This is a genomic window from Actinoplanes sp. NPDC051494 (assembly GCF_044454705.1).
Classification (GTDB): domain Bacteria; phylum Actinomycetota; class Actinomycetes; order Mycobacteriales; family Micromonosporaceae; genus Actinoplanes.
The window spans coordinates 1,371,613-1,386,887 of record NZ_JBITDZ010000001.1 but is presented as its reverse complement, the minus strand read 5'-3'; the positions used below and the strand labels follow the sequence as shown (position 1 = coordinate 1,386,887).

The window sequence follows — 15,275 nt, the reverse complement described above, 5'->3', positions numbered from 1 at the left end:
AGCTGCTGAGGCGATTCCGGGTTGATCAATGGGTGCCGCGCGGCGCGTACATGATCACGACGACCCCGGCCAGGCAGAGCGCGGCGCCGGCGAGGTCCCACCGGTCGGGGCGGAACTTGTCGACGACCACGCCCCAGGCGAGCGAGCCGGCCACGAACACCCCGCCGTACGCGGCCAGGATCCGGCCGAAATTCGCGTCCGGCTGCAGGGTGGCGACAAAACCGTAGGCGCCCAGCGCGACCACACCGGCGGCGATCCACCACAGGCCCCGGTTCTCCCGCCACCCCTGCCAGACCAGCCACGCGCCACCGATCTCGGCGAACGCGGCCAGCACGAACAACAGCAGGGAACGTATGACGGTCATGGCGCGCAACCTACCCGCCGGCCGTGCCGGGCCGGCGTACTAGCGGGTGATCCGGTCCAGCCAGTCGCCCAGCAGCGCCCGCTCGCTGGGGGTGAGCTCGGTGATCTCGGGCAGTGCGGCCCGCAGCGTGACGGCCGCCGTGGCCGGTGCGGTGGGTTCCGTGCGGGCCGGCTCGGTCAGGATGGCGCCGCAGACCGCGTCCCAGGTGAGGTCCGCCAGGGAGTCGTCCGCGGCGCCGTCGACGAGGGTGAACACGACGCCGGTGCCGGCCGCGTGGATGAGCTGGACGGCGCGCTGCTCGGGCACCCGCAACCGGCCGGCCCGGGCGACGCGGTGCACCCGGCGGCTCAGCACCTCGATGCCGGCGTCGACGGTGGCCTGGCCCTCCGGGGTGCGGGGGGCGGTGTGCATGAGCCGGAACAGCGCGGGGTTGGCCAGGCCGAAACCGATGTGCAGCTCCCAGCCGGCCCGCAGGTCGGCGACCGGGTCGTCACCGGCGTCGGCCGGGGGCTTCTGCGCGAGGTAGGTCGCGAAGCCCTGCTCGGCCACGGCGTCCAACAGCCCGTTCTTGTCGCCGAACAGGCGGTAGATCGTCGGTGCTTGGACGCCGGCGGCGAGCGCGACCGAACGGGTGGTCACCGCGTCGGGGCCCGCGGTGGCGAGCAGGTGCGCGGCCACGTCGACCAGCCGCGAGCGTACGGCCGATCGGGAGGTGTTGTCGTTCACGTTTCCGATGTTATCCGATTCTTGCTATCGCTGAGTTTCCGTTGCTAACGTGTTGAGCAGAACACTGATAACGCCTGAGGAGCTGGACATGATCGTCATCACCGGAGCCACCGGCGCGCTGAACGGCGCGACCGTCGAGCACCTGCTCACCGCGGGTGCGGAGGTCGCCGTCGTCACCCGCGACGTGGCCAAGGCCACGAAGTTCGCCGACCGCGGCGTCGAGGTCCGCCACGGTGACTACGCCGACCCGGCCTCACTGCCCGCCGCGTTCGAGGGCGCCGACCAGCTGCTGCTCGTCTCCTCGAACGACCCGGCCGGCGACGCCGTGCGCCTGCACCGCACCGCGATCGACGCCGCCGTCGCCGCGAAGGCCGGCCGCATCCTCTACACGAGCCACCAGGGTGCCGCACCGGACAGCCCGTTCGTGCCCGCCCGGCACCACGCCGCGACCGAGCGGATGCTCGCCGACTCCGGCGTCGCCTGGACCTCGCTGCGCAACGGCTTCTACGCGCACAGCCTCGCCTGGCTGGCCGGCCCGTGGCGGGAGACCGGCGTCATCTCGGTGCCCGGCGACGGCCCGGTGTCCTGGACCGCCCGCGAGGACGCCGCCGAGGCCGCCGCCGTCATCCTCACCTCCCCGGACGTCCACGACGGGCCCATCACGATCACCGCGAACGCCGCCCCGACGTTCGAGGAGATCGCCGCGATCGCGTCGGAGCTCACCGGCCGCACCATCGGGTACGAGATCGTCGGCGCCGACGAGTGGATCGCGGCCCAGGTCGCCCGGGGCACCCAGGAGCTCATGGCCCGCTTCGTCCTGGGCTTCCACCAGGCCGCCCAGCAGGGCTTCTTCGCCGGCGTCGACCCGCTGCTGGGCACCCTGCTCGGCCGCGAGCCGCAGACCGTCAGAGAGCTGCTGGCCGCCGGCGCGCGATGACGATCGCGCCGGGCACGTCGGCGTCCGGGTCGATCAACAGCTGCGCCTCGACCGTGAAACCGGCGTCCCGCAGCCACGCCGCGACCTGCCCGGGCTGCCGCCGATGCGAGTGCACGCGCATCGGGTGCCCGCCGTACCCCTGGGTCTTCAGCACCGAGGTGTCCCCGACGTGGAACCCGATCAGCACCGGACCGCCGGGCCGCACGACCCGATCGAAGTGCCCGAGCACCGTACGGATCTCCGCGTCCGGCACGTGGATCAACGACCAGAACGCGAGCAGCCCGGCCACGGAGGCGTCCGCCAGCCGCAGGTCCGTCATGGAGCCGACCTCGAACCGCAGCTCCGGATGCTCCCGCCGGGCCACCTCGATCATCGCGGGCGACAGGTCCACCCCGAACGCGTCCACCCCGTGCCCGTGCAGCTCGGCGGTGACGTGCCCGGGCCCGCAGCCCATATCCGCCACCGGCCCACCGCCCGAGGCCCGGACGAGATCGGCGAACAGGGCCAGGGCCGATCGCAGGTACGGCGCCCCGGCCAGCGCTTTCCGGGAGAAGTCCGAATAGCTCGCGGCCACCGTGTCGTACGAGATCCGGGTGTCCGTCAGCCAGTCATCACGGTCGATCACCCCGGCAGGGTAGTCGGCACCGGCCGATTCCACCGCCCGTGGGGGTTGCCGCCCCGGTTGACCGCTTGCGATAGTCGATTGACCCTCGTGCCGCCGGCGTGTGGGGCAACTGAGCAGGGACAGGTGAGCGGGGATGCTATGCCTGGCGATGAGATCGGAAGACTGAGCCGGCTGTTCGACGACAACGCCGTCTTCCAGCGGCAGGCCGGTGCCGCGGCGGCCGCCGCCTCCGAGGCGCGGGGTACGGACGCCACCGGATCGGTGACGGTGACCGTGAGTGCCGAGGGCCGGGTCGCCGCCGTGCGGATCGATGCCGGATGGCGGGCCGCGCTGGAGCCCGGGACGCTCGGGGACGCGGTGCGAGCGGCGGCACAGGAGGCCGCCCTCGCCCGGATCGCGCTGTGGGGGGCGGCTTTCGGGGCGGATACCCGTACCCATGACGTCGCTCTTCTCGATCCTGAGCAGGTGCGGGCGCTGTCGTCCGGGCGGATGTCCGGCGCGGACAGCCGGGCGGCGCTGCTGGAGTTGCTCGCGATGGCCGAGGACCTCGAGCGGGGCATCGACGAGGTCTCGGCCGGGCTGGCGGCGGCGCGGGCCGCGATCCACACGGGACGCAGCGCGGACCAGCGCGTCACGGTCACCGTGACCGGGGCCGGTGAGGTCGGCGAGATCCGGTACGACCGGAGGTGGCTGCGCGACGCGCACGAGTTCGGCATCGGGCGGCAGACGATGGCGGCGTTCACGGCGGCGTATTCGGCGGCGGCCCGCGACGGTGCCGACGCGGTGATCGCCGCCAGCAGGCTGGGTGAGCTGCAGCGGGTCACCCGCGACCCGGCGGAACTGGCCCGCCGGTTGCGCCTCGACGGGGGAGCGGTCCGGTGAGAGCGGCCCTGGACGCACTGCACCACGACGCCGCCTCCTGGGATGAGGTGGCGGACGTGACGAGACGGGCCGCTCGGGACGCGTCCGACCAGGATCTGACCGATCGTGAGCTGTCGTGGGCGGCGGGGCAGACCGCGCTGCTCGGCACCTATCAGGAGATCCAGGCCAAGACCGTACGGCTGCTCACCGAGGCCGCCACGGTCTGTGCCGGGCTGAGCACCGCGCTGGATCAGGTCGCGGTCGCCTACGAGACGAGCGACGGGCGGGCCGCCGCCGCGCTGCGCGGGGTGTGGGACGTCCATGAGTGAGGTGACCGAGGCCGACCTGGTGGCCCGGATCCTGTCCGCGGTGGACCGGATCAACGCCAAGGCCGCCGAGCTGCAGGAGGCTGTCACCGCCCGGACCCACCTGCTGCCCACGGCCCTGCGGGACGCGGTCGTCGCCGGCTGGAACGACTTCTGCGCGCGGCTCACGGCGATCGGCGACGTCTGGTACGACCTGGTGACCCACCTGGGTTCGCCCACCGCGCTGATCGCCACCGCCGACCGGTGGAGCGACCTGGTCGGCGCCCCGGTCAGCGGCAAGGTGCAGGCCGCCGACGCCGGGCTGCTCGACGTCGACGACCACTGGGACGGTGCCGCCGCGGACGCCTACCGCCAGACGCTGCCGGTCCAGCGGTCCGCGCTGGAGAACGTCACGAAGGTCCTGGTCGACGGCATCACCATGGCGCTGGCCGACGTCGCCAAGGGCATCTACCTGTTCTGGGGCATCCTGGTCGGGGCGCTGCTCACGTTCGTCGTCGGCCTGATCACCGCGCTGGCGTCGGCGTCGACCGTGTTCGGCCTGCCCGCCGCCCCGTTCATCGCGGCCGGAGCGGCCGGCCTGGCCTCCGGCATGGTCGTCGGCGCCGGCCTCAACCTCGAGGCGACCTGCGCCGCGGCCTCGACCGCCCTGCGCCGGAGCCTCGCCGACAACACCGGCTTCAGCGACGGTCACTGGCCGCCCGCCGTCCGCGCCTGAGGGGACTTGTATCAACTGGTTGACACAATTGCTCTCCATGATCCATCCTCTTGTGTCAGTTGCTTGATACAAGCGGGGAGTTCGGATGCCGGTACTGCGCTGGGTGGGTCTGATCGCCGGGGCGGTCGTCGCCGTCATCACCGTGCAATGGGGTGGCCTGGGCGAGGGCCTGATGCTGGCCGCGCCGCTGTTCGGGCTGTGCGTCTGCCTCGGTGTCCTGGCCGCGGAGCTCACGGTCCGAGCGCCGAAAGGCCCGACCCGCAGCGCCACCTTGCAGGTCCGGCGCATCCGCGACTACCTGCCCGGCCGTCTCGGCTGGGCCGTCGCCGGCACCGGCGGGCTGCTCCTGGTCGTGGCCACCGCCACCACGTCGGCCGGCAGCGCCGATGACATGGGGCGTCCCGGGCGCTCGCTCACCCGGCAGTGCACGGCCGACCTGTCGCAGAGCCACGGTCCCTGGCCGGGCTGGTACTACACCGGGCGGCTGGCGGTGGTCGTGCTGGTGGGGCTGCTGCTCGCGTACCTGGCCCTGCGCACCATCGTCCAGCGCCCGCGCACCGGCGACGCGACCGCCGACAACGCACTGCGCGGTCACGCCGCCCGCGCGGTCACCGGTGCGGCCGGCATCCTCGTCGCCATCCCGCTCGGTGGCGTCAGCCTCGTCGCGTCCGGCGCGCTGCGCGGCATCGACTGCGCGCCGGCCTGGTGGACGGTCGCATCGTGGGGGCTGAATGTGGTGGTCCTCGGATCGCTGGCCATAGTGACGTGGTGCGTAGCCGCGATCCTGCCCCAGCCTCGATGACGGACCGCCCGGGTCTGACCGTGGTCACCGACGACCCCACCCCGCCGTACGAACAGTTGCGCCGCCAGCTGACCGACCTCATCCGGTACGGCGTGCTGGGCCCCGGCGACCGCCTGCCACCGCTGCGCCAAATCGCCTCCGATCTGGGCCTGGCGGTCGGCACGGTCGCCCGGGCCTACCGCGAGCTTGAGGCGACCGGCCTGGTCGTGTCCCGCCGCGGGGGCGGCACCCGGGTCGCTGCGGTGCCCCCCATCGGCCCCGATCCGGCCGAGGTGCTGCGTTCGCGGGCCGCTGAGTTCGTACGCGAAGCCCGTCTTCTGGGTGTGGACGACGACCGGATCAGGTCCCTGGTCGAGCAGGCCCTGACCCGGACCGATGCTTGAGGATCGCCGGCGCAGGGTAGGCGATGGCCGTGGTCTTCATTGTGGTCGGCGTGCTTCTCGTCCTGGCCGGCCTGGCCGTGATCGTGGTCCGGACCGTCGGCGCCGGTAGCCCGCTGCGCGGGCAGGGCCGGGAGACCAACCGGGCGGTCCGCCGGGCGATCCGGGCGGGTGGCACCGACGACCCGGAGATCGACCGGCTGGCCCGCGAGGTGATCCGCCTGACGCCCCGGCTGCGCTGGGGAAAGTATTTCTACGCCGGCATGCTGGTGCTGTCGCTGGGGTTGCTGGTGATCGACCATGACTCGACCGGCGACATCGTCCGGCACGCGGGGACGTCCGTGCTCTGGGTGGGGCTCATCGTGCTGACCGTGGTGCACGAGCGCCGGCTCGACAATTACGGCACCCGCTAAGAGGCCAGTCGCTCCGGGGCGTGGTGGGCCGTGCTGGGCTCGGGGCGGTTGATCTCGGCCCAGACCGCGTCGAGGGAGAGGCCGAGGACGTCGGCGATCGCGGCGATGGTCGGGAACGCGGGGGTCGCCACCCGGCCCGACTCGATCTTGCGGAGGGTTTCCGGGGAGACGCGGGCCTCGAGTGCGGTCATGAGCATCGAGCGATCGCCCCGGGCGAGACGCAACAGCGAACCGAGGCGCTGCCCGCGTTCGACCTCCGCGGGGGTGAGCGGCATCCTGACCATCCCCCGATTCTAGTACCGGGATAATATGGCCGGGATAGTTATTGGTGGCGTGAGGAAGGCACCGCATGATCGAGATCCTGGAACCCAGCCAGCTGCCCCGGGCCAGGGAGGTGGGCGCCCTGGTCGCGGAGATCCTGCAGTCGCTCAAGAGCCGCAGCGCGGTGGGCGTCAACCTGCTGGACATCGACCGCTGGGCCGAGTCCATGATCAAGGAAGCCGGCGCGCTGTCCTGCTACGTCGACTATGCGCCCTCGTTCGGGCGCGGGCCGTTCGGTCACTACATCTGCACGTCGGTCAACGACGCGGTGCTGCACGGGCTGCCGTTCGACTACGCGATCGCCGACGGGGACCTGGTCTCGCTCGACCTCGCCGTCTCGCTGGGCGGGGTCGTCGCCGACTCCGCGATCAGCTTCGTCGTGGGTGACACGCAGCCCGCCGAGAGCCTGGCGCTGATCACTGCGACCGAGCGCGCGCTGGCCGCCGGGATCGCGGTGGCCGGCCCCGGGGTCCGCATCGGCGACATCTCGCACGCCATCGGCACGACGCTGGCCGAGGCCGGATACACGGTCAACACCGAGTTCGGCGGGCACGGCGTCGGCTCGACGATGCACCAGGACCCGCACATCTCGAACACCGGCCGGCCCGGCCGCGGCTACAAGCTGCGCCCCGGCCTGCTGCTGGCGCTCGAGCCCTGGATCATGGCCGACACCGACAAACTCGTCACCGACGCCGACGGGTGGACGCTGCGCAGCGCGACCGGCAGCCGGACCGCCCACAGCGAGCACACCATCGCCGTGACCAGCGACGGCGTGGAGATCATGACCCTGCCGGAGGTGTGACCGCGTCCCAGGCCCGGCCGTGCTCGTCGATCTCGGACATGTTCTCCTCGGCCCAGTCGCGCAGTGCGGCCAGCGGGCCGTCGAGCGAGTGGCCCAGGGCGGTGACCCGGTAATAGACGCTCGGCGGCACGGTGTCCTCGACCCGCCGGGCGACCAGGCCGTCGCGGGTCAGCCCGCGCAACGTCACCGACAGCATCTTCTGAGAGATCCCCGGCATCCGGCGGCGGAGCTCGGCGAACCGGACCTCGCCGGGAAACGCCTCGGCGAGCACCTTCACCGCCATCGACGTCCACTTGTCGCCGACCCGGTCGAGCAGGTTCCGGGTCGGGCAGGCCGGGCTGAACAGGTCGCCACGTGGTTTCACCGACCTCACCACCTTCCGGGAAAGTGCCTCCTTGGCAACCCACGGGTCCTGCGGTGAGCTGGTAACCAATGGTAACCAACGGCATTCACCTCGACATCCGCACCGCGGGCCACGGCGATCCGGTCGTGCTGCTGCACGGCTGGCCGCACACCCACCGGGTCTGGGACCCGATCGTCGCGGCCCTCGCCGCGGACCACCTCGTCATCACGCCGGACCTGCGCGGCCTCGGCGCGAGCGAGCGCCCGGCGGACGGCTACGACCTGGACACCCTGGCCGGTGACGTCATGGGCGTGCTCGACGGCCTCGGACTGCCGACGGCGAAGATCGTCGGCATCGACCTCGGGGGCCCGATCGCGTTCATGACCGCGCTGCGCGAGCCGCACCGGATCTCCCGGCTGGTGGTCATGGAAGCCCTGATCGGCACGCTGCCCGGCGCCGGGAAGATCTCACCCTGGTGGTTCGGCTTCCACGCCGTGCCCGGCCTCCCCGCCACCGTCCTGGCCGGTCACGAGCGCGAATATCTGGACTTCTTCTACCGCTCGGGAACCCTGGGCCGGGGCATCCCGCCGGAGATCCGCGACGCCTTCGTCGAGGCGTACACCGGGGTCGACGTCTTCCACCACTACCGGGCCATGCCCGGCAACGCGGCCCTGATCAGCGACGCCGTCCAGCGGCACCGGCTCACCGTCCCCACCGCGACGATCGGCGGTGCGACCGTCGGCGACAGCACGTTCCGGCAGCTGGAGCCGATCACCGACACGCTCGAAAGCCACCTCATCCCGGACGGCGGTCACATCCTGCCCCTCGACCGCCCGGACGAGCTCCTGAACATCCTCGTCCCGTTCCTCGGTCACCCCTGAACGGCGGCTCGCCGGCGAGCTGGGCGCTTGCCGGCGAGTTGTGGTCCGTACGGTGGGTCAGGGTGCGAAGCCTTGGATCGTGTTGTCCGTGATCTGGAGCAGCCAGCCGCCGGCCAGGACGGGATAGGTGCTGTCGCCGGTGGACTTCCAGGTGGCGGCCGGTTTTCCGGTGGCGGCGGTGAGGATGGTGCTGCCGGTGTACAGCAGCCCGCCGGCCCGGACCGGCTGGTCGAAGGCGGTCCTGAGGCGGGTGATCCAGAGGCGTGCCCCGGTGCGCGCGTTCAGTGCCTCGACGTTGCTGGAGAAGCTGCGGTACACGCGGGTGCCGTCCGAGGCGATCTCGCCGCCGGTGCCGTTCTTCCACCAGAGTTTCGCCCCGTCGGTCGAGCGGACGCAGAGCACGCCACCGTCACCGTCGGCCAGGTAGTAAGCGTCGCCGGCCGGGCTGGCCGCCAATCCTTCGTACGGCAGCGCCCGGCTCCACAGCTTTGTGCCGGTGGTGATCGACAGGGCCGCGGAGTTCTGGGCCGGTCCACCGGTGACCAGCAGCCGGCCGCCGGCCGAGATGCCGGGGGACCAGTATTCGCCGATGGACCAGAGCTCGCGGCCGTCGCTGACCCGGTAGCCGGACACCTGCGGTTCCGACGACATCGAGGAACCGGCGACCACGACCACTCCCCGGTCGGTCACGAGCGACTCGACGGGTCCGCTGGGGCCACCACTCCATTTTTCCCGGCCGGTGGCGACGTTCAGGGCGACGATGCCGCCGTTCGGGTCGCTCCGGGACTGGCACTCGGTGTAGCCGGCGAGCAGCAGCCCGCCGGAGAGCGCCAGGTGCGGGGTGTTGGTGTCGCCCGGGTCGGACCAGGTGTAGTGCCACAGCCGCCGGCCGGTCGTCTGCTGGTAGGCGCCGATGCCGGTCTGGTCGGTGACGAACACCCGGCCACCGGAGACCAGCGGCTCCGACGGTCCGGTGCACGTCTCCGCCCCGGTGGTCGCCAGCTGTGACGTCCACTTGAGCCGGACCTTGCCGATGCTGGAACCGTTGATGACCGATTCGCGGGGGTTGTAGAAGGAGTTGCCGGGGCCGTAGCCGGGGGCAGTCCACCCCGGATCGACGGCGGCCCGCGCGGGGGTCGCGACGCTGAGCAGTCCGGTGGTCAGAAGGATCGCGGCGAGAAGCCGGGAAGGTGCCATCCGCGACACGCTACGGCGCTTTGACCTGCCCAAATGTGCCATCGGCCGGTTCGTCGCACCAAAGGGTGAAGCTCCGGAGGGAGATGTCGGCGACCTGCTGGAGCTCGTCGCGGGCGGCCCCGCCGGCGGCCTGGACGGCGATGCCGTTGGCCACCGTCATGAGGTACCGGGCGAGCAGCGCCGGGTCGGTCGTCGCGGGCAGGTCGCCCTCGTCGACGGCGCGCCGGAACCGGTCCTGGAGGCGGGCGCGGGCGTCGTCGCGCCACGCGCTGAGCGTGTCCCGGGCGGCGCGCCCGGGTTCGCCGGCGGCCAGTGAGCCCTGCACGCCGAGACAGCCGGTGGGGCAGCCGGGCTGGGTGGTGGCGCGGACCGAGCCGGTGAGGAACGCGGTGGCCACCGCGAGGGCGGTCGGTTCGGCCAGTGCCCGCTCGGCGTACGACGCCGGCCCCTCGGTGTAGCGATCGAGCGCCTTGCGGAACAGGTCCTCCTTGTTGCCGTAGGCGGCGTACAGGCTCGTCTTCGTGATGCCCATGGCGCTGGTCAGGTCGCTGAGGCTGGCGCCCTCGTAGCCCTGCTCCCAGAAGACGACCATGGCCCGTTCGAGTGCCTCGCCGGCGTCGAAGCCCCGCGGCCGGCCGATCGGTGTCGTCATGACGGCGATCCTACCCCTTCGGTACCGATCGGTCTTGAAGTGCTACGGTCGCATTCGGTACCGATCGGTGCCGAAGTCTGGGGAGGTTGTCATGGGCTCGTTGGAAGGCAAGACCGCGGTCGTCACCGGGGGCAGCAGCGGCATCGGCCTGGCCGCCGCGATCCGGCTGGCCGCCGAGGGCGCACACGTGTTCGTCACCGGCCGCCACCGGGACGCGCTGGACGCGGCGGTCGACAAGATCGGCGCGGCGACCGCGGTGCCGGGCGACGTCGCGGACCCCGCCGACCTCGACCGGCTCTACGACGCGGTACGGGCGCGCGGCCGGGGCCTGGACGTGCTGTTCGCCAACGCCGGCGTGGGCGCGTTCGCCACGCTGGAGCAGACCACCGCGGAGCACCTCGACCTGATCCTGGGGCTCAACGTGCGCGGCACGCTGTTCACCGTCCAGAAGGCGTTGCCGCTGCTCAACGACGGTGCCTCGGTGATCCTGAACTCCTCGGTGCGCGCCGACGACGGCCGCGAGGCGTTCGGTGCCTACTCGGCGTCGAAGGCCGCGATCCGGTCCTTCGCCCGGACCTGGGCCAATGAGCTCAAGGGCCGGGGCATCCGGGTCAACGCGATCTCCCCGGGCACGATCGACACCCCGGCCATCGCGGGCATCGTCGGCGAGGAGCGGGCGGCCGCCGTCATGGCCGACTTCGCCACCGCGATCCCGCTCGGCCGGGTGGGCCGCTCGGACGAGGTCGCCGACGCGGTGCTGTTCCTCGCCACCGCGCGGAGCAGCTTCATGCTCGGCGCGAACCTGTACGTCGACGGCGGCGAGAACCAGCTCTAACTCGCGCGCTCTTCGAGGAAGCGGGTCAGGGTGTCGTGCGTGCCGGACAGATGGGCGACGCGCTGGGCGATGTCGTCGCGGATGGTCGTGACGCGCTCGACCACGCCCTGGCAGACGGCCTGGTCGACGTTCGTCCCGTCGGTGCAGGGCAGCACGGTGCGCACGAGGTCGCTCGGGAAACCGAGGTCGTACAGCGAGCGGATGGTGAGGACCGTCACCACCGCGTCGTCGTCGTAGTCGCGGTAGCCGTTGGGCCGGCGGACCGCCGTGATCAGGCCCTGCTGCTCGTAGTAGCGCAGTGAGCGGGCGCTGACACCGGTCTTCGCGCTGAGATCACTGATCTTCACCGGTCACCTCCGACCTCCCCCGGAATCCGAGGCTTGACCTTGACACGATGTCAAAGTTTAACGTCGTCTCCTGGCCACGACGAACGGGAGAATCATGCGCGACAGTGTTGAGGTGGCCGGCCGGACACGGACCTACACCGTGGTGGGGCCGGCCGGCGCGCGGGATCTGGTGCTGGTCTTCCACGGCTCCGGGCAGACCGGGGACAAGCACCGGGAGTTCACCGGCCGGGCCTACGACGCCCTGGCCGAGGACGGTACGGCGGTCGTCGCGTACCTGGACGGCTACAAGAAGAACTGGAACGACGCGCGCAAGGAGAGCTCCTTCCCGGCCCGGAAAGCCGGCATCGACGACGTGGGCTTCAGCCGGGCGGTGATCCGGAAGCTCGCCGGCACCCACGGGATCGATCCGGCGCGGGTCTTCGCCGTCGGCTACTCCAACGGCGGGCAGATGGTGATGCGGCTGATGCACGAGGCACCGGAGTTGATCGCCGGCGGGGCGGTGCTCGCGGCGCTCATGCCCGTACCGGAGAACTTCCTCGTGCCCGCGTCGGAGCCGGCGCCGATGCCGGTGTTGTTGATCCATGGCACGAAGGACCCGATCATCAAGTACGCCGGCGGCGAGATGAGCTGGTGGGTGCGTACGGCGTTCAAGGTCGGCGGCCGCACCCGGTCGATGCCGGACACCGCGCGCTACTTCGCCGAGCGCAACGGCATCACCGCCGCGCCGGTCAGCACCACGCTGCCCCATGCCGGGCCGACCTCGCTGGAACGCACCGAATACCGGCAGGAGGGCCGGCCGCCGGTCGTGCTGTACACCGTGCACGGCGGCGGTCACACCATCCCGGGCCCGCAGAAGGCCCCGGCCCCGATCGGCCGGACCAACCAGGACGTCAGCACCGCCGAGCTGGTCAGGGATCTCTTCGGACTGTCGGCGTAGCGGCCGGGAACTCCTCGACGCCGAGCACCAGCAGCAGCGCCAGCCGCTCGCGGGACTCGGCGTCGGCCGGGGTGAGCACCACCATCTGCTGGCCGAGGTCCGGCGTCACCAGCGTCTCGCAGTCCATCAGCATCGGGCCGACCCGCGGGTGCACGACCGTCTTCTGGTCCGCCCGGCGCACCTTCACCTCGTGGTCGGCCCAGATCCGCCGGAACTCGTCGCTGCCGGCCTGCAGGCGCTCGATCAGCCGGATGACCTCCCGGTCGCCGGCCCGCCGCCCGACGACCGCGCGCAGGTCGGCCACGAGCTGCCGGGACCGGTAGTCGTGCTCCTCGTCGTCAGGGTGGACCGTGCGGTTCTGCGGTTCGGTGAACCAGCGGTAGACGACATAGCGCCGGTCGCCGGTGAAACCGCCCTGGTCGCCGGTCACCAGGATCGAGGCCCGGTTCTGGGCGAGCACCTCGCCGAGGTCGGACAGCACCATGGCCGGGGTGTCGCCGAGCAGGTCGAGCATCCGGATCAGCCCGGCCCGGGCCAGCCGGGCGACCCCGTCGGCGGGCGGCGGCTGATGCCCGGCCAGCCGGAACAGGTGATCGCGTTCGTCGTCGGAGAAGCGCAGCGCCCGGGCCAGCGCGCCGAGCAACTGCGTCGAGGGCTGGCTGCTGCGGCCCTGCTCGAGCCGTACGACGTAGTCGACCGACATCCCGGCCAGCGCGGCGACCTCCTCGCGGCGCAACCCGGCGGTGCGCCGGCGCGGACCGTCGGCGATGCCCACCTCGGCCGGGCGGATCGCCTCGCGGCGGCGGCGCAGGAAGTCGGCGAGCTCGGCACGCTGCATGAGGCCATGCTCCCTCGCGGCCGGCGGGCTCATCCAGGGAGCCGCTCTCCCAGGATGAACGCTCCGCTCCCGCCCGGCCGCGAACCGGCGCACGGTGAGGACATGACCACACGAACTCTGGGCCTCGGTGCCATGGGAATGTCGGACGCCTACGGGCCGAGCGACCGGGCGGAGAGCATCGCCACGGTGCACGCCGCGCTGGACGCCGGTGTCACGCTGATCGACACCGGCGACTTCTACGCCATGGGGCACAACGAGCTGCTGCTCGCCGAGGCATTGAAAGGCCGGGACCGGGACAGTTACCAGCTGAGCGTGAAGTTCGGCGCCCTGCGGGGCCCGGGCCGCGAATTCGGCGGTACGGACGGCCGCCCCGAGGCCGTGAAGAACTTCCTCGCCTACTCGCTCAACCGGCTCGGCACCGACCACATCGACGTGTACCGGCCGGCCCGGCTCGACCCGGCCGTCCCGATCGAGGACACCGTCGGTGCGATCAAGGAGATGATCGACGCCGGATTCGTCCGCCACGTGGGCCTGTCCGAGGTCGACGCCGCGACCGTCCGCCGCGCGCACGCCGTGCACCCGGTCCACGACCTGCAGATCGAGTACTCGCTGATCTCCCGCGCGGTCGAGGACGAGGTGCTGCCCACGCTGCGGGAGCTGGGGATCGGCATGACCGCGTACGGCGTCCTGAGCCGCGGCCTCATCTCCGGTCACTGGAGAGCCGGTGCCGCCGCCCCCGGGGACGCCCGCGCGTTCAGCCCCCGGTTCGCGGCCGGCAACGTGGAACACAACCTCACCCTGGTCGAGGCGCTGCGCCGGGTCGCCGACGCCAAGGGCTGCACGGTCGCCCAGCTCGCCATCGCCTGGGTGGCCGCCCAGGGTGCCGACATCGTGCCGTTGGTGGGCGCGCGGACGCGGACCCGGCTGGCCGAGGCGCTGCCCGCGATGCGGCTGGACCTCACCGCGGACGACCTCGCCGAGATCGAGAAGGCGGTCCCGCCCGGCACCGCCCGGGGCGACCGTTACCCGGCCGCCTTCATGGCGAGCCTCGGCGTCGGCAACTGACGCCTCACCACCCGGCTGGTCGCGGGCACGCCCAGCCGCGCCGGTCAGGCGCCGGCGCCGCCGTCGACCGGGACGATCGCGCCGGTCACCATCGAGGCCCGGTCGCTGAGCAGCCACGCGGCCACCTCGGCGACCTCGCGGGGCTGGGCCATCCGGCCGATCGGGGTGCTCGCGGTGATGGCCGCGACGATGCCCGGGGTCGCCGCCTCCCACGCGTCGATCATCTCGGTCGCGGTGCCGCCGGGGGTGATGGCGTTGACCCGGATCCCCTGCGGCGCCCAGGTCACCGCCGCGGACTCGGTGATGCTGTTCAGCGCCCGCTTCATCGCCCCGTACGCGGGGAGCGCCGGGTTGGCCCGCCGGCTGCCGATGCTCGACGTGTTCACGATCGCCCCGCCGGTGCCTTTGCGCATGAGCGCGGCCTCGGCGTTCATAGCGGTGTAGTGCGCCCGGAAGTTCACCTCGAACTGCTCGTCGAGATCTTCGTCGCTGGTCGTGTCGAGCGGCCCGGGCCGTTGCTGCCCGGCGCCGGCGTTGTTGAACGCGCCGTCGAGGCGTCCGTGCAGCCGCTCGACGCGGTCGACGGCCGCCCGGATGCTCGCCCGGTCGGCGAGGTCCACCGGCACGGCGTCCGCGACCCCGCCGCCGGCGCGGATCTCGGCGACGATCCGGTCCAGGGCGTCGGTGCCGCGGGCGGCCAGCACGACGGCGGCACCCTCCTGGGCGAAGAGCCGGGCGGCGGCCGCCCCGATGCCGCGGCTGGCGCCGGTGATGAGTACGACCTTGCCGGTGAGCAGGCCGATGGGTGCGTTGTCCTCGGTGTTCGTCATGCCGCCAGTCTTCGGCGGATCCGCGAGCGGATGCAGGCACAACTGGTACCAGGCTCCACCGCCGCGCGCCGGGCAGAC

At 72.2% G+C, this 15,275-nt stretch carries 22 protein-coding genes; 12 read left to right on the top strand and 10 right to left on the bottom strand.

Translation table 11 applies throughout. From position 1 onward, the window contains the following. Positions 1–25: 25 nt before the first annotated feature. Positions 26–364, bottom strand: a complete 339-nt coding sequence (locus tag ACIA6A_RS06510; RefSeq protein WP_396096345.1) for a YnfA family protein — start codon at positions 362–364, stop codon at positions 26–28. A gap of 39 nt (positions 365–403) precedes the next feature. Then, positions 404–1,090 carry a TetR/AcrR family transcriptional regulator gene (locus tag ACIA6A_RS06505; protein ID WP_396096344.1) on the bottom strand — a complete coding sequence of 229 codons (687 nt, stop codon included), beginning with the start codon at positions 1,088–1,090 and terminating at the stop codon, positions 404–406. 88 nt (positions 1,091–1,178) lie between these two features. Here ACIA6A_RS06505 and ACIA6A_RS06500 point away from each other — a divergent pair, with 88 nt between their 5' ends. Beyond that, positions 1,179–2,027: an NmrA family NAD(P)-binding protein gene (locus tag ACIA6A_RS06500; RefSeq protein WP_396096343.1), complete on the top strand. Its 849-nt coding sequence runs from the start codon at positions 1,179–1,181 to the stop codon at positions 2,025–2,027. Here the strand turns inward: ACIA6A_RS06500 and ACIA6A_RS06495 are convergent. Next, positions 1,996–2,649: a class I SAM-dependent methyltransferase gene (locus tag ACIA6A_RS06495; RefSeq protein ID WP_396096477.1), complete on the bottom strand. Its 654-nt coding sequence runs from the start codon at positions 2,647–2,649 to the stop codon at positions 1,996–1,998. The genes ACIA6A_RS06500 and ACIA6A_RS06495 overlap by 32 nt on opposite strands. Positions 2,650–2,790: 141 nt before the next feature. Between ACIA6A_RS06495 and ACIA6A_RS06490 the strand changes: the two genes are divergently transcribed. The 6 genes from ACIA6A_RS06490 (at position 2,791) to ACIA6A_RS06465 (ending at position 6,149) form a co-directional block, all read left to right on the top strand. Next, positions 2,791–3,534 (top strand): YbaB/EbfC family nucleoid-associated protein, encoded by a 744-nt coding sequence (locus ACIA6A_RS06490; RefSeq protein ID WP_396096342.1) that lies wholly within the window; start codon positions 2,791–2,793, stop codon positions 3,532–3,534. Next, positions 3,531–3,842: a hypothetical protein gene (locus ACIA6A_RS06485; RefSeq protein WP_396096341.1), complete on the top strand. Its 312-nt coding sequence runs from the start codon at positions 3,531–3,533 to the stop codon at positions 3,840–3,842. The genes ACIA6A_RS06490 and ACIA6A_RS06485 overlap by 4 nt, the downstream gene beginning before the upstream one ends. Further along, a complete protein-coding gene (locus ACIA6A_RS06480; RefSeq protein WP_396096340.1) occupies positions 3,835–4,554 on the top strand; it encodes a hypothetical protein in 720 nt (239 codons plus the stop codon). The genes ACIA6A_RS06485 and ACIA6A_RS06480 overlap by 8 nt, the downstream gene beginning before the upstream one ends. An 85-nt stretch (positions 4,555–4,639) precedes the next feature. Then, positions 4,640–5,356, top strand: a complete 717-nt coding sequence (locus tag ACIA6A_RS06475) for a hypothetical protein (protein WP_396096339.1) — start codon at positions 4,640–4,642, stop codon at positions 5,354–5,356. Further along, positions 5,353–5,739 (top strand): GntR family transcriptional regulator, encoded by a 387-nt coding sequence (locus tag ACIA6A_RS06470; protein WP_396096338.1) that lies wholly within the window; start codon positions 5,353–5,355, stop codon positions 5,737–5,739. The genes ACIA6A_RS06475 and ACIA6A_RS06470 overlap by 4 nt, the downstream gene beginning before the upstream one ends. 29 nt (positions 5,740–5,768) lie before the next feature. Then, positions 5,769–6,149, top strand: a complete 381-nt coding sequence (locus ACIA6A_RS06465) for a hypothetical protein (protein WP_396096337.1) — start codon at positions 5,769–5,771, stop codon at positions 6,147–6,149. On the opposite strand, the gene ACIA6A_RS06460 is transcribed toward ACIA6A_RS06465, so the two are convergent. Further along, a complete protein-coding gene (locus tag ACIA6A_RS06460; RefSeq protein WP_396096336.1) occupies positions 6,146–6,433 on the bottom strand; it encodes a helix-turn-helix domain-containing protein in 288 nt (95 codons plus the stop codon). The genes ACIA6A_RS06465 and ACIA6A_RS06460 overlap by 4 nt on opposite strands. A gap of 65 nt (positions 6,434–6,498) precedes the next feature. Here ACIA6A_RS06460 and map point away from each other — a divergent pair, with 65 nt between their 5' ends. Continuing rightward, a complete protein-coding gene (gene map / locus ACIA6A_RS06455) occupies positions 6,499–7,272 on the top strand; it encodes a type I methionyl aminopeptidase (RefSeq protein ID WP_396096334.1) in 774 nt (257 codons plus the stop codon). Here the strand turns inward: map and ACIA6A_RS06450 are convergent. Next, entirely contained in the window at positions 7,250–7,636 is a 387-nt protein-coding gene (locus tag ACIA6A_RS06450) for a winged helix-turn-helix transcriptional regulator (RefSeq protein WP_396096333.1), read from the bottom strand. The two genes, map and ACIA6A_RS06450, sit on opposite strands and share 23 nt — an antisense overlap. Positions 7,637–7,704: 68 nt before the next feature. Between ACIA6A_RS06450 and ACIA6A_RS06445 the strand changes: the two genes are divergently transcribed. After that, complete coding sequence (locus tag ACIA6A_RS06445) at positions 7,705–8,496, top strand: alpha/beta fold hydrolase (protein ID WP_396096332.1); 792 nt, start codon at positions 7,705–7,707, stop codon at positions 8,494–8,496. Between the two features lie 57 nt (positions 8,497–8,553). Here the strand turns inward: ACIA6A_RS06445 and ACIA6A_RS06440 are convergent, their stop codons facing one another. Continuing rightward, on the bottom strand, positions 8,554–9,693 hold the full coding sequence (locus tag ACIA6A_RS06440) for a PQQ-binding-like beta-propeller repeat protein (protein WP_396096331.1): 1,140 nt from the start codon (positions 9,691–9,693) through the stop codon (positions 8,554–8,556). A 10-nt stretch (positions 9,694–9,703) separates the two neighbouring features. Then, positions 9,704–10,345 carry a TetR/AcrR family transcriptional regulator gene (locus ACIA6A_RS06435; RefSeq protein ID WP_396096330.1) on the bottom strand — a complete coding sequence of 214 codons (642 nt, stop codon included), beginning with the start codon at positions 10,343–10,345 and terminating at the stop codon, positions 9,704–9,706. A 91-nt stretch (positions 10,346–10,436) separates the two neighbouring features. Between ACIA6A_RS06435 and ACIA6A_RS06430 the strand changes: the two genes are divergently transcribed. Further along, positions 10,437–11,180 carry an SDR family NAD(P)-dependent oxidoreductase gene (locus ACIA6A_RS06430; RefSeq protein WP_396096328.1) on the top strand — a complete coding sequence of 248 codons (744 nt, stop codon included), beginning with the start codon at positions 10,437–10,439 and terminating at the stop codon, positions 11,178–11,180. On the opposite strand, the gene ACIA6A_RS06425 is transcribed toward ACIA6A_RS06430, so the two are convergent. Further along, positions 11,177–11,527: a MerR family transcriptional regulator gene (locus ACIA6A_RS06425; RefSeq protein WP_396096327.1), complete on the bottom strand. Its 351-nt coding sequence runs from the start codon at positions 11,525–11,527 to the stop codon at positions 11,177–11,179. The genes ACIA6A_RS06430 and ACIA6A_RS06425 overlap by 4 nt on opposite strands. A 94-nt stretch (positions 11,528–11,621) precedes the next feature. On the opposite strand from ACIA6A_RS06425, the gene ACIA6A_RS06420 reads away from it, so the two are divergent. Then, on the top strand, positions 11,622–12,464 hold the full coding sequence (locus ACIA6A_RS06420; protein WP_396096326.1) for an alpha/beta hydrolase family esterase: 843 nt from the start codon (positions 11,622–11,624) through the stop codon (positions 12,462–12,464). On the opposite strand, the gene ACIA6A_RS06415 is transcribed toward ACIA6A_RS06420, so the two are convergent. After that, positions 12,436–13,302, bottom strand: coding sequence for a helix-turn-helix transcriptional regulator (locus tag ACIA6A_RS06415; RefSeq protein ID WP_396096325.1), 867 nt, complete (start codon positions 13,300–13,302; stop codon positions 12,436–12,438). The two genes, ACIA6A_RS06420 and ACIA6A_RS06415, sit on opposite strands and share 29 nt — an antisense overlap. A 102-nt stretch (positions 13,303–13,404) precedes the next feature. On the opposite strand from ACIA6A_RS06415, the gene ACIA6A_RS06410 reads away from it, so the two are divergent. After that, positions 13,405–14,367 carry an aldo/keto reductase gene (locus tag ACIA6A_RS06410; RefSeq protein ID WP_396096324.1) on the top strand — a complete coding sequence of 321 codons (963 nt, stop codon included), beginning with the start codon at positions 13,405–13,407 and terminating at the stop codon, positions 14,365–14,367. Between the two features lie 44 nt (positions 14,368–14,411). On the opposite strand, the gene ACIA6A_RS06405 is transcribed toward ACIA6A_RS06410, so the two are convergent. Next, positions 14,412–15,197 carry an SDR family NAD(P)-dependent oxidoreductase gene (locus tag ACIA6A_RS06405; protein ID WP_396096323.1) on the bottom strand — a complete coding sequence of 262 codons (786 nt, stop codon included), beginning with the start codon at positions 15,195–15,197 and terminating at the stop codon, positions 14,412–14,414. Between the last annotated feature and the right edge of the window lie 78 nt (positions 15,198–15,275).

Excerpts from the sequence above, each read along its gene's own strand:
- ACIA6A_RS06510 (WP_396096345.1), bottom strand. The coding sequence starts at position 364 with ATGACCGTCATACGTTCCCTGCTGTTGTTCGTGCTGGCCGCGTTCGCC.
- ACIA6A_RS06500 (WP_396096343.1), top strand. The coding sequence starts at position 1,179 with ATGATCGTCATCACCGGAGCCACCGGCGCGCTGAACGGCGCGACCGTC.
- ACIA6A_RS06490 (WP_396096342.1), top strand. The coding sequence starts at position 2,791 with ATGCCTGGCGATGAGATCGGAAGACTGAGCCGGCTGTTCGACGACAAC.
- ACIA6A_RS06480 (WP_396096340.1), top strand. The coding sequence starts at position 3,835 with ATGAGTGAGGTGACCGAGGCCGACCTGGTGGCCCGGATCCTGTCCGCG.
- ACIA6A_RS06475 (WP_396096339.1), top strand. The coding sequence starts at position 4,640 with ATGCCGGTACTGCGCTGGGTGGGTCTGATCGCCGGGGCGGTCGTCGCC.
- ACIA6A_RS06470 (WP_396096338.1), top strand. The coding sequence starts at position 5,353 with ATGACGGACCGCCCGGGTCTGACCGTGGTCACCGACGACCCCACCCCG.
- ACIA6A_RS06460 (WP_396096336.1), bottom strand. The coding sequence starts at position 6,433 with ATGGTCAGGATGCCGCTCACCCCCGCGGAGGTCGAACGCGGGCAGCGC.
- map (WP_396096334.1), top strand. The coding sequence starts at position 6,499 with ATGATCGAGATCCTGGAACCCAGCCAGCTGCCCCGGGCCAGGGAGGTG.
- ACIA6A_RS06445 (WP_396096332.1), top strand. The coding sequence starts at position 7,705 with ATGGTAACCAACGGCATTCACCTCGACATCCGCACCGCGGGCCACGGC.
- ACIA6A_RS06440 (WP_396096331.1), bottom strand. The coding sequence starts at position 9,693 with ATGGCACCTTCCCGGCTTCTCGCCGCGATCCTTCTGACCACCGGACTG.
- ACIA6A_RS06435 (WP_396096330.1), bottom strand. The coding sequence starts at position 10,345 with ATGACGACACCGATCGGCCGGCCGCGGGGCTTCGACGCCGGCGAGGCA.
- ACIA6A_RS06430 (WP_396096328.1), top strand. The coding sequence starts at position 10,437 with ATGGGCTCGTTGGAAGGCAAGACCGCGGTCGTCACCGGGGGCAGCAGC.
- ACIA6A_RS06420 (WP_396096326.1), top strand. The coding sequence starts at position 11,622 with ATGCGCGACAGTGTTGAGGTGGCCGGCCGGACACGGACCTACACCGTG.
- ACIA6A_RS06415 (WP_396096325.1), bottom strand. The coding sequence starts at position 13,302 with ATGCAGCGTGCCGAGCTCGCCGACTTCCTGCGCCGCCGCCGCGAGGCG.
- ACIA6A_RS06410 (WP_396096324.1), top strand. The coding sequence starts at position 13,405 with ATGACCACACGAACTCTGGGCCTCGGTGCCATGGGAATGTCGGACGCC.
- ACIA6A_RS06405 (WP_396096323.1), bottom strand. The coding sequence starts at position 15,197 with ATGACGAACACCGAGGACAACGCACCCATCGGCCTGCTCACCGGCAAG.